Below are 12,581 nucleotides of genomic sequence, written 5' to 3' on the forward strand. Positions count from 1 at the left end.
AGAGCGGCAGTGCAGGGCGCGAAAGCCAAGCCGGCGGAATGCCGGCGCCGGCGTCCGAGGCACAGAAAAGCATCGAGGGGCGCCGCCCCTCGAGCACCCCGGCAGGAAACTCAGTTTCCTGCACCTTCGGGCGATTGCTGCGCAATCGGGTGCCAGCCGATCCAGTCGCGGATGGCCGGGCCCATCACCCGCGTGAGGGTATCGCCCTGCAGCCAAGGCAGTTCCTCGGTGAACAGGGTGATGCATTGCTTCCAGGAGCACGGCATGCGCGTGATGTCGGTGCCCCAGAAGAAACGGTCTGGGCCGAAGGCGTCGTACAGCCGGTGCAGCCCGTCATGGATGTCGCGGAAGGGATAGCCCTGCTGCGAGTAGCCCGGCGCACCCGTTGCCTTCAGCGCGACATTCGGAAAGCGCGCCAGCGCCGTGACGGCATCGATGTTCGCGAAGGCCGCCGCACCCTTCTCCTGCCGGATCAGCCCGCAATGGTCGATGATCAAGCGCAACGCCGGGTGGCGTTCGGCGATGCGCGCGAATTCGGGCAGGAAGCGCCAGGCCATGGTGGCGATCGGCAGGCCTTCCGCCTCGGCAACTGGCCACAACCAGTCGAGCGTGCCGTCGAACGGCCAGTTCTGCTGGTCCGCGCGCACCAGCGGATAGCGGAGCCCGCACTGGCCGGGCCGCTTGCGCCAGTTCTTTAGAAGCTCGCGGCTGGTCTGCTGTGCATCCAGCGGCACCTGGCCGAGCACCGCGAAGCGGTTGGGAAAGCGTGCGGAGGCGTCCTCGGCCAGGGCATTGGACTCCGGGTCCCAGGAGACCGGCGGGTGGATCACGGCGGCGTCGACACCGGCCTCGTCCATCTCCGCGATCAGGTCCTCGACCGTGAAAGCGGAGACCTGTCGGTGGTCGTGGCCGGGCTTGCCGCTGGCCCAGATATGGACCTGCGCGTCGGTGATGATCATGGCGTTCCTCCCGCTCCCGGCAGTTTCATCGCGGAGAAGCGGCTGTCGAGATGCTCGATTTCGAGGAAGCCGGCATCGGGTCCGAAAGCCTTGTAGATCGGGAACACCTTCAGCACGGCGAGCGTCGCTGCGCTTTCCAGCGGCGAGATGAAGGAGCAGTCGAGATCGAGGAAGGTCGGCTGGCGCATCCAGTGGGCCAGTTGCGCCGCCGACAGCGCGAAGAAGCCGGAATGCGGGTTCAGCGCGCGGCGGAAGGCGACCAGTGCACGGCCGGGCAGGGGCAGGTGAAGGAACTCCTCATCCGGCAGCGGGTCCCGCCAGCGCTCCGTTGCACCTGGGCGGAGGTCGCCATCGATCCAGGTCTTCAGCGTGGGGCCGTTGGGGTTCCATTCGAAGCGGTTCGGCATCAGCAGCCGCTTCCAGCCGAAACTGTCCTGGAAGGCACGCAGCCGGTCCACGAAGCCGGGGTCGGCGATGCGCAGATCGTCCTCGGAATAGCAGAACAGGTCGTAGGCGTTGCGCGTCTCGGCGAACAGGCGATGGGCGGCGAAGCCCAGCATCCGCGGATTGTCCACCTGCGCCTTCACGTGACGGACGCCTCGGCTTCGGATGAACTCCTCATCCAGCAGATGGTCGCTGCCGTTGGTGATGACGACGATGTCGAGGGAATCGACGGCGCCGCGCACACGGTCGAAACGCTTCGTCTCGATGGTCAGGGATGTCGTCGCGCCGAGATTGCCGCGCCAGGAATCCACCGCGCGGCGCAGCACCGCCGCGCGCTGGTCGCGGCGATGCGCGTCGGTGGACGAATGGGTCGAGCCCTCCTCGGCCTTGAAGTAGTGGACCAGGGCGAGGAGGACGCGCATCAGCGGCCGACCGCGTAGCCCTGCATGCCGCGCGGATTGGCGCCGGCGCGGATGGTGCCGTCCGGTTCCTTCCGTACGCCGGTCAGCCGGCCTTCCGACCACTCGCCGCCCATCTCCGCGACATGGCCGCGGGCGATCAGGTCTTCCAGAACCTCGGGGGGATAACGGCCCTCGATGACGGCCTTGCCGGGCTTCGCGCCTCGCGGCCAGAAGCTGCTGATCCAGTGCTCGGAATGGAAGGATGGCAGGTCGATCGCCTGCTGGATGTTGAAGCCGTGGTGGATCATGCGCATCAGCATGATGGGCTGCCACTGGTCCTGCTGCTCGCCGCCCGGCGTGCCGAAGGACATCCAGGGCTTGCCGTCCCGCAGCACCATCGACGGGGAGAGCGTGGTGCGCGGACGCTTGCCGGGCTTCAGCCCGTTGGGCAGCGTCTCATCCAGCCAGAACATCTGGCAGCGGGAGCCGAGGCAAAAGCCGAGCTCCGGGATGGCCGGGGAGGATTGCAGCCAGCCGGCGGAGGGCGTGGCGCTGACCATGTTGCCGTCCTTGTCGATGACATCGACATGGCAGGTGTCGCCGCCCGAGGCGCCGAGGCGCGAGACGGTGGGCTCGCCCGAGCCCATCGCCGCGGCGAGCTGCTTCGACCGCAGGATCGCCGCGGCGTAGTCGGTCCGCGGCGTCAGGCCGTCCGGGCTGCCGGGGCGGAACTCCATCGACGCCTGCTTCCCGATCAGCGCACGGCGTGCATCGTTGTAGGCGGCCGAGAGCAGCGTCGAGACCGGCACATCCGCGAATTTCGGATCGCCGTAGAACGCCTCGCGATCGGCGAAGGCGAGCTTCTGTGCCTCGATGACATGGTGGATGAAGTCGGCGCCGACCGGGTCCATCGCTGCGACATCGAAGCCCGCCATCAGCGCCATGGTCTGGAGCATGGCGGGGCCCTGGCTCCACGGTCCGCATTTCAGGACGGTGTGGCCGTGGTAGTCGAGCGTGGTCGGGGCCTCGATCGGTGCGGACCAACGCGCCATGTCGTCGGCCGTCAGCACGCCCTTGTTGCGGCGGCCGGAGGTATCCATCGATTCCGTCGTGGCAACGAACTTGCCGATCGCCTCGGCCACGAAGCCGCGATACCAGGCGGCGCGGGCGGCATCGACCTGCTTCTCCCGGCTGCCACCGGCGGCCTCGGCTTCCTTCACCACGCGCTCATACGTGTCGGCGAGCACGGGGTTGGCGTAGACGCCGTCCGGTTCCGGTCCCCCATTGCGCAGCCACAGCGCGGCGGAGGTCTTCCACTCGGCCTCGAACAGCGGGCGGACGCTTTCGATGGTGGCGCGAATGCGCGGGACCATCGGTGCGCCGTGGCGCGCATAGCCGATGGCGTAGGACAGCACGTCCCGCACCGACCAGGTGCCGTGGTCGCGCAGCATCACCATCCAGGCGTCGAACGCGCCGGGGACGGGTGTGGCGAGCAAGCCGGTGCCGGGCATGATGTCCATGCCGAGGCCATCCCGCACATGCGCGACGGTTAGGCCGGAGGGAGCCGGGCCTTGGCCGCAGATCACCTGCTGCGCGCCGGTCGCGGCGCTGTGCACGATGATCGGGCAGTCGCCGCCCGGGCCATTCAGATGCGGCTCGACGATCTGCAGCGCGAAGCCGGCCGCCGCCGCGGCATCGAAGGCGTTGCCGCCACGTTCCAGCACAGACATGCCGACCTGGCTGGCGATCCAATGCGTCGAGGCGACGGCGCCGAAGGTGCCGATGATCTCGGGGCGGGTGGTGAACATGCTGGGCGCCTCCTTAGCGGGGAAGCCGATCATCTCCGGCGTCACAGTGGACATGTGTCCGGTTCCTCGGTCTTGCAGCGAAACTCGTCGCGCGGCAGACGGGGCACGTCAATCCTGCAGGGGCGCGTGCGACGGATGCTGGTGGCGGTGGTGGGTCCCTCGGGCGCCGGAAAGGATACGCTGATGGCGCTCGCCCGGGCACGGCTGCAGGGCGATGCGCGTTTCCGCTTCGTGCAGCGCGCCATCACCCGGCCGGCTGCGGCGGGCGGGGAGGCGCATCGGGCGCTCGATGTCGCGGGGTTCGAGGCCGAGCGCGACGCTGGCCGCTTCGCCTTGTGGTGGAATGTGCACGGGCTGTTCTACGGCATTCCGCGCGACATCGAGGGCGACCTGTCCGCCGGTCGCGTGGCCGTCGCGAACCTGTCGCGCGGGGTGCTGGCGGACGCCGCAGCGCGCTATCGGCTGCGCGTGCTCGTCATCACCGCGCCGGTAGCGGTGCTGGCCGCGAGGCTCGCGGCGCGCGGGCGCGAGACGGCGGAGGACATCGAGGCGCGACTTGCGCGCGAGATGACGCTCGCGCCGGGCCTCGACGTGGTGACGGTGATGAACGACGCGACGCCGGTAGACGGTGCGGCGCGCGTCGCCGCCGAACTCACCCGCGCAGCGGCAGACGCTCGGCGATCGTGAAAGGCGCGCCCGGCGAGGGCTGGACGAACAGGCTGATGGCGGAGACGCGGCGCGGCACACCCGGCACGTCGCCCAGATAGGCCGTGACGGCAGGCATCACGATCGCCTTTTCCCCGGCCGTCAGGCGGCGCGTCAGCGTGACGTGGAAGCGCCATTCGCCGAAGACGTACGGGTAGCCCCAGCGCGCCAGGTGCTCACGCTGCGCCTCCGTCAGCCGTTCCGGGCGGCGGCGGGCGATCTCGGCCGCGTCGGCCGGGGTGCGGTGGTCGTCCAACCTGGTGACGCAGGCGTCCGCGAAGGCGTGCAGCGCGGGGCAGGGGGCATCCTCCCGCAGCGCCAGGAAGCCGTCGAGGTCATGCACGGATAGTGGCGGCAGCTCGAAGGGCGCGGTGCTCGCCGCAAGCGCCGCCGCGGCCTCCCTCGCCGCCGCGTAGCCATGGGCGAGGCGGAACGGCGGCTTCAGTGTCGCATGCAGCCCATAGCCGCGCGGATCGGCGGTGAGTTGCGCGAGATCCACGCCATCCACCGCGGGCTGCGCCATTGCCTCCCCCGTCGCGGCATCGCGGCCAAGCCAGGTCGAGCCTTGCACATGCAGCGCATCGTCCTGCTCCGGCGCCCAGTAGAGCGCCAGCCGGTAGGGGGTCATGCGACGCGGCTGCCCTCGCGCCACACGCGGCGCACCACCGGAATCTCCCCCACCGGCCGCACCTGCGCGAGATCCGCGCGCAGCCCCGTTTCCAGCCGGCCCCGATCGGGCAGGCGGGTCATGCGGGCGGGGGCGTCGGTGATCATCGCGACGGCGGCGGGCAGGGTGATGCCTGTCTCGGCGACGGTACGCCAGGCGGCCTCGATCATCGCGGCGGGGACGTAGTCGGAGGCGAAGGCATCCGCCGCCTTGGCGCGCACGAGGTCGGCGGCGGCGACGTTGCCGGAATGGCTGCCGCCGCGGACGATGTTCGGTGCGCCGGCGATGACCGCGACGCCGGCATCGCGCGCTGCCTCGGCGGCTTCCATCGCGACCGGGAACTCGCTGATGGCGATGCCATCGGCGAGGTTGCGGCGGACTTCCTCGGCTGATTCGTCATCGTGGGAGGCGATCGGCAGATCGCGGTGGCGGATGCGGTCGAGGAGCCAGGTCCGCTGCGGTTCGCGCAGGCGTTCGCGCTGGGCGAGCAGGTCGGCGATGCGGTTCTGCACTTCCTCAAGCGTCATGCTCGTCTGCTTGCGGCGCATGACGACGTAGCGTTCAAGGTCGCGATACTGGCCCACGCCCGGCGAGTGATCCATCAGGCTGATCATGCGCACCAGCGTATGGTCGGCCACCGGATCGAGCGCTGGGACCATGTCGGCGGCAGGAAGCTCGCAGCGCAGGTGCAGGAAGTGCTCGGCCCGCAACACGCCGGCGTCGGCCAGCGCGTCGAGATCGGCGACGCCATCGAGGAAGGTCTGCCCGCGCCCCTGGTCGAAGCCGAGATCGCCGAGGCAGAGCGCGTCGAAGACCGTGGTGACGCCGGCCGCCGCGCATTGCGCGTCATGCGCGATCATCGCCGACCGTGACGGCCAGCGGGCGTTCTGCCGCGGCTGCACCTGGCGTTCGAGATTGTCGGTATGCACGTCAACCGCGCCGGGGATCAGGTAGTCGCCTTCCAGGTCGCGTGCCGTCGAGGCGTGGCTGCGGCCGGGCTGCACCTCCGCGATGCGGCCGTCGCGGATGACCAGCGTGCCGGGGATCGCCTCATCCGGCAGGACGAGGATGGCGTTGGTGATGATGGTCTCGTCGGTCATGCGGCATCCTGTTGGGGGAGCACGTCGAATAGGCGATCCGCGACCGCCTCGCGCACCTCGGCATCGTGGAAGATCCCGATGATGGCGGCGCCGGCGGCCTTGGCCTCGCGGATCAGGTCCAGCACGACGGCGCGGTTGGCTGCGTCGAGGCTGGCGGTCGGTTCATCCAGCAGCAGCACCGGGTAGAACGGGGCGAAGCCGCGGGCAAGGTTCACCCGCTGCTGCTCGCCGCCCGAGAAGGTGGCGGGCGGCAGTCCGTGCAGCCGCTCCGGCAGGTTGAGCCGGCGGAGGAGGGCGTTGGCGCGATCCAGGGCTTCATCACGGGCCATGCCGCGGGCCATCAGCGGCTCGGCGACGATGTCGCGCGTGGCGACGCGCGGGATGACGCGCAGGAACTGGGAGACGTAGCCCAGCGTCTCCCGCCGCACCTCGATCACCTGGCGCGGGTCGGCGGTGGCGAGGTCGAGATCGGCGCCGCGATGGCGCAGCATGATGCGCCCCGCCCCGGCACCGTAATTGCCGTAGAGGCAGCGCATGAGGGTGGACTTGCCCGCCCCCGACGGGCCCCATAGGGCTACGCATTCGCCGGCATGCACCGCCAGGTCGACGCCGCCGAGGACCGGGATATGCGTCCCGCCCTGGAGATGCAGGGTGAAGGCCTTGCCGAGGCCTTCCGTGCGCAGCGCCGCGCTCATGCCGCGAGCACCGAGGAGACGAGGAGCTGCGTGTAGGGATGCTGCGGATCGTCCAGCACCCGGTCGGTCAGCCCCTGTTCCACCACCTGGCCGCGCCGCATCACCAGGATACGGTCGGCGAGCAGCCTTGCGGCCGCGATGTCATGCGTCACGATCAGCACCGAAAGCCCCAGTTCGCGGGAGAGCGAGCGGATCAGGTCGAGCAGTCGCGCCTGCACCGACACGTCGAGCCCGCCCGTGGGTTCGTCCATGAAGACCAGCTTCGGATGCGTCACCAGCGTGCGGGCGATCTGGAGGCGCTGCTGCATGCCACCCGAGAAGGTGCGCGGCAGGTCGTCGATGCGCGACGCGTCGATCTCGACCTTGGCGAGCCAGGACAGCGCCTCGGCCCGGATGTTGCCGTAGTGGCGCGCGCCGACGGCCATCAGCCTTTCGCCGACATTGCCGCCGGCCGAGACGCCGAGGCGCAGCCCGTCGCGCGGGTTCTGGTGGACATAGCCCCATTCGGTTCGCATCAGACGGCGGCGGGCGGCCTCGCCCATGGCGAGCACGTCCTGGCCGAGCCACAGCACGTCACCGGCGTCGGGTGCCATCATGCCCGACAGCACGCGCAGCAATGTGGTCTTCCCCGATCCTGATTCACCGACGATGGCGACGACCTCCCCGGCGGCGACGTCGATCGCGACATCGACCAGCGCCGGGATCGCGCCGAACCGCAGGTTCAGGCCGGTGGCCTTCAGCAATGGCGTGGTCATTCGGCGGCCTCCTTCGCCGAGTCCGCCTGGCGTTCGGCGCAGAAATCGGTGTCGGAGCAGACGAAGAGCCGCCCACCGGCATCGTCGGTGATGACCTCGTCCAGATAGGTGTCGCGGCTGCCGCAGAGCGCGCAGGCATGGGGCGCGCGGATCGGGCGGAAGGGATGGTCCTCGAAGTCGAGGCTGCGCACTTCCGTGTAGGGCGGGATGGCATAGATGCGCTTCTCGCGCCCCGCGCCGAACAACTGCAGCGCGGGCATGCGGTGCATCTTCGGGTTGTCGAAGGCCGGGATCGGGGAAGGCGACATCAGGTATCGCCGGTTCACCATCACCGGATAGTCATAGGCTTTCGCGATATGGCCGAGCCGCGCGATGTCCTCATACAGCCGTACATGCATCAGCCCGTAGTCGGCGAGCGCGTGCAGGCGCTTCGTCTCCATGCGCCGCGGCTCCAGCCGGAACAGCGGCTCCGGCTGCGGAACCTGATAGACGATGATCTGGTCCTCGCGCAGCGTGCGTTCCGGGATGCGGTGCCGGGTCTGCACGACCGTCGCTTCCGCCGTGTGCTCGGTGGTGGCGACGCCGGCCACGCGGGTGAAGAAGCGGCGGATCGAGATAGCGTTGGTGGTGTCGTCCGCGCCCTGGTCGATCACCTTCAGGGTGTCGGTCGGCCCCAGGATGGAGGCCGTCACCTGGATGCCGCCGGTGCCCCAACCATAGGGCAGCGGCATCTCCCGCGCACCGAACGGGATCTGATGGCCCGGGATGGCAACGGCCTTCAGCAGCGCGCGGCGGATCATCCGCTTCGTCGCTTCGTCCAGATAGGCGAAGTTGTAGCCTTCGAGCGTGCTGGGGGCGGGTGGTACCACGGTGATGGTCATTCGGCGGCCTCCTGCCTCGCCTGTTCGGCGGTGCGGCGGATGGTGCGGAGGTTCTCCAGCTCCGACTGGAAATCGACGTAGTGCGGCAGCTTCAGATGCTCGACGAAGCCCGTCGCCTCGATGTTGTCGGAATGGTAGAGGACGAACTCCTCGTCCTGCGCCGGGGCGGTGATGTCCTCGTCGAGTTCCCGCGCCCGCAGCCCGCGGTCCACCAGCGCCATCGACATCGCGCGCCGCTCGCCATGGCCGAAGACCAGGCCGTAGCCGCGGGTGAACTGCGCGGGTTCGGTGCGGCTGCCCTTGAACTGGTTCACCATCTGGCATTCGGTGATGCCGATCTCGCCGAGTTCGATCGGGAAGCCCAGTTCCGGCGGCGTGAACTCCACGGCGATGTGCCCGACGCGGATCTCGCCGACGAAGGGATGCGCGTTGCCGTAGCCGCGCTGCGTGGAGTAGCCGAGGGCGAGCAGGAAGCCCTCGTCGCCACGGGCGAGGTTCTGCAGCCGCACCGGCCGTTCCGCCGGGAAGGTGAGCGGCTGGCGCGTCAGGTCGCCAGGTTCGGCTTCCGACGTCGCCTCCCGCTGCATCAGCCCTTCGCGCGCCAGCAGCTCCGTCACGCGCGGCACGTCGGCGACAGGCGAGGCCGCTTCCGGCGCCGCCGGGCATTCGCTGCCCTCGGCCGCGAGTGCGAAGTCGAGCAGGCGATGCGTGTAGTCGAAGGTCGGCCCGAGCACCTGCCCACCCGGCAAGTCCTTGTAGGTCGCGCTGATGCGCCGCCGCAGCCGCATCGCCGTGGTCTCAAGCGGCTCGGAGGCGCCGAAGCGAGGCAGGGTGGTGCGATACGCGCGCAGCAGGAAAGCGGCCTCGATCAGATCGCCCTTGGCCTGCTTGATCGCGAGCGCCGCGAGGAAGCGGTCATGACAGGACCCTTCTGCCATCACCCGGTCCACCGCGAGGCCCATCTGCTGCTCGATCTGCGCGACCGTCAGCTCCGGCACGGCCGGGTCGCCACGCCGTGTCTCGTCCAGCCAGGCATGAGCGGCGCTGATCGCCCGCTCGCCGCCCTTGACCGCGACATACATGGCTCAGCCCTCCGCGATCATGACGGTGCGGGGCAGGGCGGCGAGCCTGTCCCCGGCACAGAGCACCACATCGACGCCGCAGGGGAAGCCAGCGCGGTTCGCGGCCCACGCAGCAACGAAGCCTTCGGGCGCGCCATCGACACGCAGGCGGTGCTCGGTCTCGATCCCTGGCCCCGTGAGGTGCCAGCCCTCGTCTTCCGCGAGGCCCGCCACCTGGATCACCAACGTGGCGCTGGCCTGCGGTTCCTCCTCGCTGCCCTGGCACAACGTGGCGAGCGCGGGCGGAGCGCCGGTGGCGAGCACGAAGGTCGCCTCACCGGCCGGCACGAGCGGCATGCCACAGTGGAAGCGCAGCCAGGCTTCGGCGGCCGCGCCGGCATCATGGGCGAAGCCCGTGTCGGCATCGGCCAGGGCCAGCAGCACGGCGGCCGTCGCCTGCCCCAGCGGGGCGGGGAGATGCAAGCTGCTGCCGGTGCGCTGGATGCGGCCGGGGCGGCTCATTGCCTCCAGCACTGCGCGGAAGCTTGCCTGCGCGTCGAGGGCGGGGTCGGCAAAGCCGGGGGTCAGGCCAGTCATCGCGTGGTCTGCATGGCAAGGAAGTCCACCCGCGTGGCCGCCGCGCGGCGTGCATCCGCATCGCGCAGCGCCCGTTGCCGCTCGGCGAGCGGGGCGATGATGCCGTCCATCAGCGCGCCGCGACGTGCCGGGTCCTGGAGCGCGGCGTCGAGCAGCGCGGCGAGCTCGGCCTGACGCTTGTCGCGGCCGGCGACATAGGCATGGCCAACGGCCTCGCCGAGCCGCACCGCGCAGCGGGTCACGGTCATCTCGCCGAGGTTGAAGGGCGCGCCGTCGCCGCCGGCGCGGCCGCGCACCATGACCAGTCCGGTCTCGGGCGGCCGTAGCTTCTCATGTGGCGGCAACGCCGGCAGCGGGGCGAGCAGGGCGGCGATCGCCTCCCCATCGGCGCGGGCGAGAACGGCCATCCAGTGGCGGCGCTCGGGATCAGGGGGCATGGCATTTCGGGTCATTGATTTGTCTAGACAGTTAGACGTCTACCCGTCAGAAAGTCCACACGGATATCCCACGGACATGATCGGTGATGGTTGAAGTTTCGATGACAGGTCCGCCGCTCGCCCGGGGTCAGGGGGTGGCGCTTTGGCGGCAGATCGCCGCGGCCATCGAGGGCGAGATCGCCCAGGGCGCCAAGGCTGCCGGCGAACGATTGCCGACCGAGGCCGCGCTGACCGCGCGTTTCGGCGTGAACCGCCATACCGTGCGCCGTGCGCTGGAGGACCTCGAGGCGCGCGGGCTGATCCGTGTCGAGCAGGGCCGCGGCGCCTTCGTCGCGGAGGACGTGGTGGACTACCGGCTCGGCCCGCGCACCCGGTTCTCCGAACTGGTGCGGCGTGAGAACCGCGAGCCGGCGGGTCGCATCCTCCGGATCGGCGAAGTGCCTGCCGAGACGCAACTCGCCGAGGCGCTCGGCATTCGGCGCGGCCGGTTGGTGCTGCGCATCGACCGGCTGGGTCTCGCCAATGGCAGGCCCGTCGTTCTCGGCGTGCACCACCTGCCGCTGCCGCGCTGCGCCGCGGCGGCGGAGGTGCTTGGGACGAATTCGTCGATCACCGCGGCGCTCGAGGCGAGCGGCATTCCCGACTACCGCCGGCAATCCTCCCGCATCACCGCGCGGCTGCCGACGCCGGAGGAGGCCGACCTGCTGCAGCAGTCGCGCTCCCGCCCGGTGCTCGTCGCGGAATCGCTGAATGTCGATCCGGAAGGCCAGCCGGTGGACTGGACCATGGCGATCTACGCGGCTGGCCGCGTGCAGTTGGTGGTGGAGCCCTGAGCTTATGGATTGGATTCTGAGCGGCGGCGCCGTCCTGCGGGACGGGGCAATGGCCGAAGGCGTACTTGCACTCAGCGATGGCGTGGTGGCGGAGACGGCCGCACCCGCCGCGTCGCGCTTCGATGCGACGGGATTGCTCGTCATGCCCGGCCTGGTGGACATCCACGGCGATGCGCATGAGCGGCAGCTCCAGCCGCGCCCCGGCGTCGACCTGCCGGTCAGCCTGGCGCTGCGCGATTCCGCGGCGCAGCTCATCGCCTGCGGCATCACCACCGCCTATCTCGGCGTCACGCTGTCGTGGGAGCCGGGGTTGCGGTCGCTTGCCGCGTGGCGGGCGCTGAAGGCAGCACTGCCGGCGGCACGCGAAGACTCCGCCACCGACCTCCGCGTGCATCTTCGCTTCGAAGCCGACAATTTCGACGCGCTTGACGACGCCCTCGCCGGCATCGCTGACGGATCCGTGCATCTGCTCGGCTTCAACGACCACACGATGGCCATCGTGAAGAAGCTGGATGACGCCGTGCAGACGGCGAAATACGCGGGCCGAGCGGGCGTGAAGACGGAGACCTTCCGTGCGCTGGCCGAATCCGCGGCGGCGCGCCGCGGCGAGATCCCTGCGGCGCGCATGCGGCTTGCCGACGCGGCGCGCGCGGCGGGCATACCGATGCTGAGCCATGACGACGCGACCCTCGACGATCGCGCGCTGTTCCGGGGCGTCGGCGCCACGATCTGTGAGTTCCCGATGGCCGAGGCGGTCGCCGCCGACGCGCGCGAGGCGGGCGAACCGGTGGTCATGGGCGCACCGAACGTGGTGCGCGGCGGCAGCCATCTCGGCTGGGCATCGGCGGCGCCGCTGGCCGAGCGCGGCCTCGTCACAGTGCTCGCCTCCGACTACGTCTGGCCGGCGATGATGGAGGCGGCGTTCGCGATGGCGACGCGCGGCGTGCTCGACCTGCCGCGGGCCTGGGCGCTGGTCTCCGCCAATCCCGCCGAGGCCTGCGGCCTGACGGACCGTGGGCGGCTCGACCCGGGTCTGCGCGGGGATGTGGTGGCGGTGGACCCGGATCGGCGGGCGCCGGCGGCGGTCTTCGCCGCGGGCCGGCTCGCCTGGCTTGCCCCGGGGGCGGCGGGGCGGCTGCGACGCGCGTAGGGAGTGCTCTCTCGCCGTGCCGCGGCGTGGCTTTCGACGCCACCCCGTAACCCGGCTATGTCGGCGGCCGCACCGCCGTGGCAGCATC

General features: G+C 70.4%; 14 protein-coding genes. 3 read left to right on the forward strand and 11 right to left on the reverse strand.

Annotation, left to right across the window (positions count from 1 at the left end):
• Window positions 1-110: 110 nt before the first annotated feature.
• Genes GXW78_RS18025 through GXW78_RS18035 form a run of 3 tightly spaced genes read right to left on the reverse strand, consistent with a single transcriptional unit; the run spans window position 111 to window position 3,666 of the window.
• A complete protein-coding gene (locus GXW78_RS18025) occupies window positions 111-959 on the reverse strand; it encodes an amidohydrolase family protein (RefSeq protein ID WP_211870233.1) in 849 nt (282 codons plus the stop codon).
• Complete coding sequence (locus GXW78_RS18030) at window positions 956-1,825, reverse strand: hypothetical protein (RefSeq protein WP_211870234.1); 870 nt, start codon at window positions 1,823-1,825, stop codon at window positions 956-958. The genes GXW78_RS18025 and GXW78_RS18030 overlap by 4 nt, the downstream gene beginning before the upstream one ends.
• Window positions 1,825-3,666 carry a gamma-glutamyltransferase family protein gene (locus GXW78_RS18035; protein ID WP_338147779.1) on the reverse strand — a complete coding sequence of 614 codons (1,842 nt, stop codon included), beginning with the start codon at window positions 3,664-3,666 and terminating at the stop codon, window positions 1,825-1,827. Before GXW78_RS18035 ends, GXW78_RS18030 begins: the two co-directional genes overlap by 1 nt.
• Window positions 3,667-3,747: 81 nt before the next feature.
• On the opposite strand from GXW78_RS18035, the gene phnN reads away from it, so the two are divergent.
• Window positions 3,748-4,299 carry a phosphonate metabolism protein/1,5-bisphosphokinase (PRPP-forming) PhnN gene (phnN, locus tag GXW78_RS18040; protein ID WP_211870289.1) on the forward strand — a complete coding sequence of 184 codons (552 nt, stop codon included), beginning with the start codon at window positions 3,748-3,750 and terminating at the stop codon, window positions 4,297-4,299.
• Here the strand turns inward: phnN and GXW78_RS18045 are convergent.
• From GXW78_RS18045 to phnG, 8 genes are read right to left on the reverse strand one after another with little or no spacing between them, the layout of a single operon-like run.
• The gene (locus tag GXW78_RS18045) at window positions 4,265-4,945 is read right to left on the reverse strand and encodes a DUF1045 domain-containing protein (protein ID WP_211870235.1); all 681 of its coding nucleotides are present in this window, start codon (window positions 4,943-4,945) and stop codon (window positions 4,265-4,267) included. The genes phnN and GXW78_RS18045 overlap by 35 nt on opposite strands.
• A complete protein-coding gene (locus GXW78_RS18050; protein WP_211870236.1) occupies window positions 4,942-6,084 on the reverse strand; it encodes an alpha-D-ribose 1-methylphosphonate 5-triphosphate diphosphatase in 1,143 nt (380 codons plus the stop codon). Before GXW78_RS18050 ends, GXW78_RS18045 begins: the two co-directional genes overlap by 4 nt.
• Window positions 6,081-6,779 (reverse strand): phosphonate C-P lyase system protein PhnL, encoded by a 699-nt coding sequence (gene phnL, locus GXW78_RS18055; RefSeq protein ID WP_211870237.1) that lies wholly within the window; start codon window positions 6,777-6,779, stop codon window positions 6,081-6,083. Before phnL ends, GXW78_RS18050 begins: the two co-directional genes overlap by 4 nt.
• A complete protein-coding gene (gene phnK / locus GXW78_RS18060) occupies window positions 6,776-7,534 on the reverse strand; it encodes a phosphonate C-P lyase system protein PhnK (RefSeq protein ID WP_211870238.1) in 759 nt (252 codons plus the stop codon). The genes phnL and phnK overlap by 4 nt, the downstream gene beginning before the upstream one ends.
• Window positions 7,531-8,415, reverse strand: coding sequence for an alpha-D-ribose 1-methylphosphonate 5-phosphate C-P-lyase PhnJ (locus GXW78_RS18065; protein WP_211870239.1), 885 nt, complete (start codon window positions 8,413-8,415; stop codon window positions 7,531-7,533). The genes phnK and GXW78_RS18065 overlap by 4 nt, the downstream gene beginning before the upstream one ends.
• A complete protein-coding gene (locus tag GXW78_RS18070; protein WP_211870240.1) occupies window positions 8,412-9,497 on the reverse strand; it encodes a carbon-phosphorus lyase complex subunit PhnI in 1,086 nt (361 codons plus the stop codon). Before GXW78_RS18070 ends, GXW78_RS18065 begins: the two co-directional genes overlap by 4 nt.
• A 3-nt stretch (window positions 9,498-9,500) precedes the next feature.
• Window positions 9,501-10,073 (reverse strand): phosphonate C-P lyase system protein PhnH, encoded by a 573-nt coding sequence (gene phnH / locus GXW78_RS18075; RefSeq protein WP_211870241.1) that lies wholly within the window; start codon window positions 10,071-10,073, stop codon window positions 9,501-9,503.
• A complete protein-coding gene (gene phnG, locus GXW78_RS18080; protein ID WP_246522357.1) occupies window positions 10,070-10,510 on the reverse strand; it encodes a phosphonate C-P lyase system protein PhnG in 441 nt (146 codons plus the stop codon). Before phnG ends, phnH begins: the two co-directional genes overlap by 4 nt.
• Window positions 10,511-10,611: 101 nt before the next feature.
• On the opposite strand from phnG, the gene phnF reads away from it, so the two are divergent.
• Both phnF and GXW78_RS18090 read left to right on the forward strand, forming a co-directional pair.
• On the forward strand, window positions 10,612-11,343 hold the full coding sequence (gene phnF, locus GXW78_RS18085) for a phosphonate metabolism transcriptional regulator PhnF (RefSeq protein WP_211870242.1): 732 nt from the start codon (window positions 10,612-10,614) through the stop codon (window positions 11,341-11,343).
• A 4-nt stretch (window positions 11,344-11,347) separates the two neighbouring features.
• Complete coding sequence (locus tag GXW78_RS18090; protein ID WP_211870243.1) at window positions 11,348-12,493, forward strand: alpha-D-ribose 1-methylphosphonate 5-triphosphate diphosphatase; 1,146 nt, start codon at window positions 11,348-11,350, stop codon at window positions 12,491-12,493.
• Window positions 12,494-12,581: the final 88 nt, after the last annotated feature.

It is taken from the genome of Neoroseomonas terrae, assembly GCF_018129025.1.
Lineage (GTDB): Bacteria > Pseudomonadota > Alphaproteobacteria > Acetobacterales > Acetobacteraceae > Neoroseomonas > Neoroseomonas terrae.

Excerpts from the sequence above, each read along its gene's own strand:
- GXW78_RS18025 (WP_211870233.1), bottom strand. The coding sequence starts at position 959 with ATGATCATCACCGACGCGCAGGTCCATATCTGGGCCAGCGGCAAGCCC.
- GXW78_RS18030 (WP_211870234.1), bottom strand. The coding sequence starts at position 1,825 with ATGCGCGTCCTCCTCGCCCTGGTCCACTACTTCAAGGCCGAGGAGGGC.
- GXW78_RS18035 (WP_338147779.1), bottom strand. The coding sequence starts at position 3,666 with ATGTCCACTGTGACGCCGGAGATGATCGGCTTCCCCGCTAAGGAGGCG.
- phnN (WP_211870289.1), top strand. The coding sequence starts at position 3,748 with ATGCTGGTGGCGGTGGTGGGTCCCTCGGGCGCCGGAAAGGATACGCTG.
- GXW78_RS18045 (WP_211870235.1), bottom strand. The coding sequence starts at position 4,945 with ATGACCCCCTACCGGCTGGCGCTCTACTGGGCGCCGGAGCAGGACGAT.
- GXW78_RS18050 (WP_211870236.1), bottom strand. The coding sequence starts at position 6,084 with ATGACCGACGAGACCATCATCACCAACGCCATCCTCGTCCTGCCGGAT.
- phnL (WP_211870237.1), bottom strand. The coding sequence starts at position 6,779 with ATGAGCGCGGCGCTGCGCACGGAAGGCCTCGGCAAGGCCTTCACCCTG.
- phnK (WP_211870238.1), bottom strand. The coding sequence starts at position 7,534 with ATGACCACGCCATTGCTGAAGGCCACCGGCCTGAACCTGCGGTTCGGC.
- GXW78_RS18065 (WP_211870239.1), bottom strand. The coding sequence starts at position 8,415 with ATGACCATCACCGTGGTACCACCCGCCCCCAGCACGCTCGAAGGCTAC.
- GXW78_RS18070 (WP_211870240.1), bottom strand. The coding sequence starts at position 9,497 with ATGTATGTCGCGGTCAAGGGCGGCGAGCGGGCGATCAGCGCCGCTCAT.
- phnH (WP_211870241.1), bottom strand. The coding sequence starts at position 10,073 with ATGACTGGCCTGACCCCCGGCTTTGCCGACCCCGCCCTCGACGCGCAG.
- phnG (WP_246522357.1), bottom strand. The coding sequence starts at position 10,510 with ATGCCCCCTGATCCCGAGCGCCGCCACTGGATGGCCGTTCTCGCCCGC.
- phnF (WP_211870242.1), top strand. The coding sequence starts at position 10,612 with ATGACAGGTCCGCCGCTCGCCCGGGGTCAGGGGGTGGCGCTTTGGCGG.
- GXW78_RS18090 (WP_211870243.1), top strand. The coding sequence starts at position 11,348 with ATGGATTGGATTCTGAGCGGCGGCGCCGTCCTGCGGGACGGGGCAATG.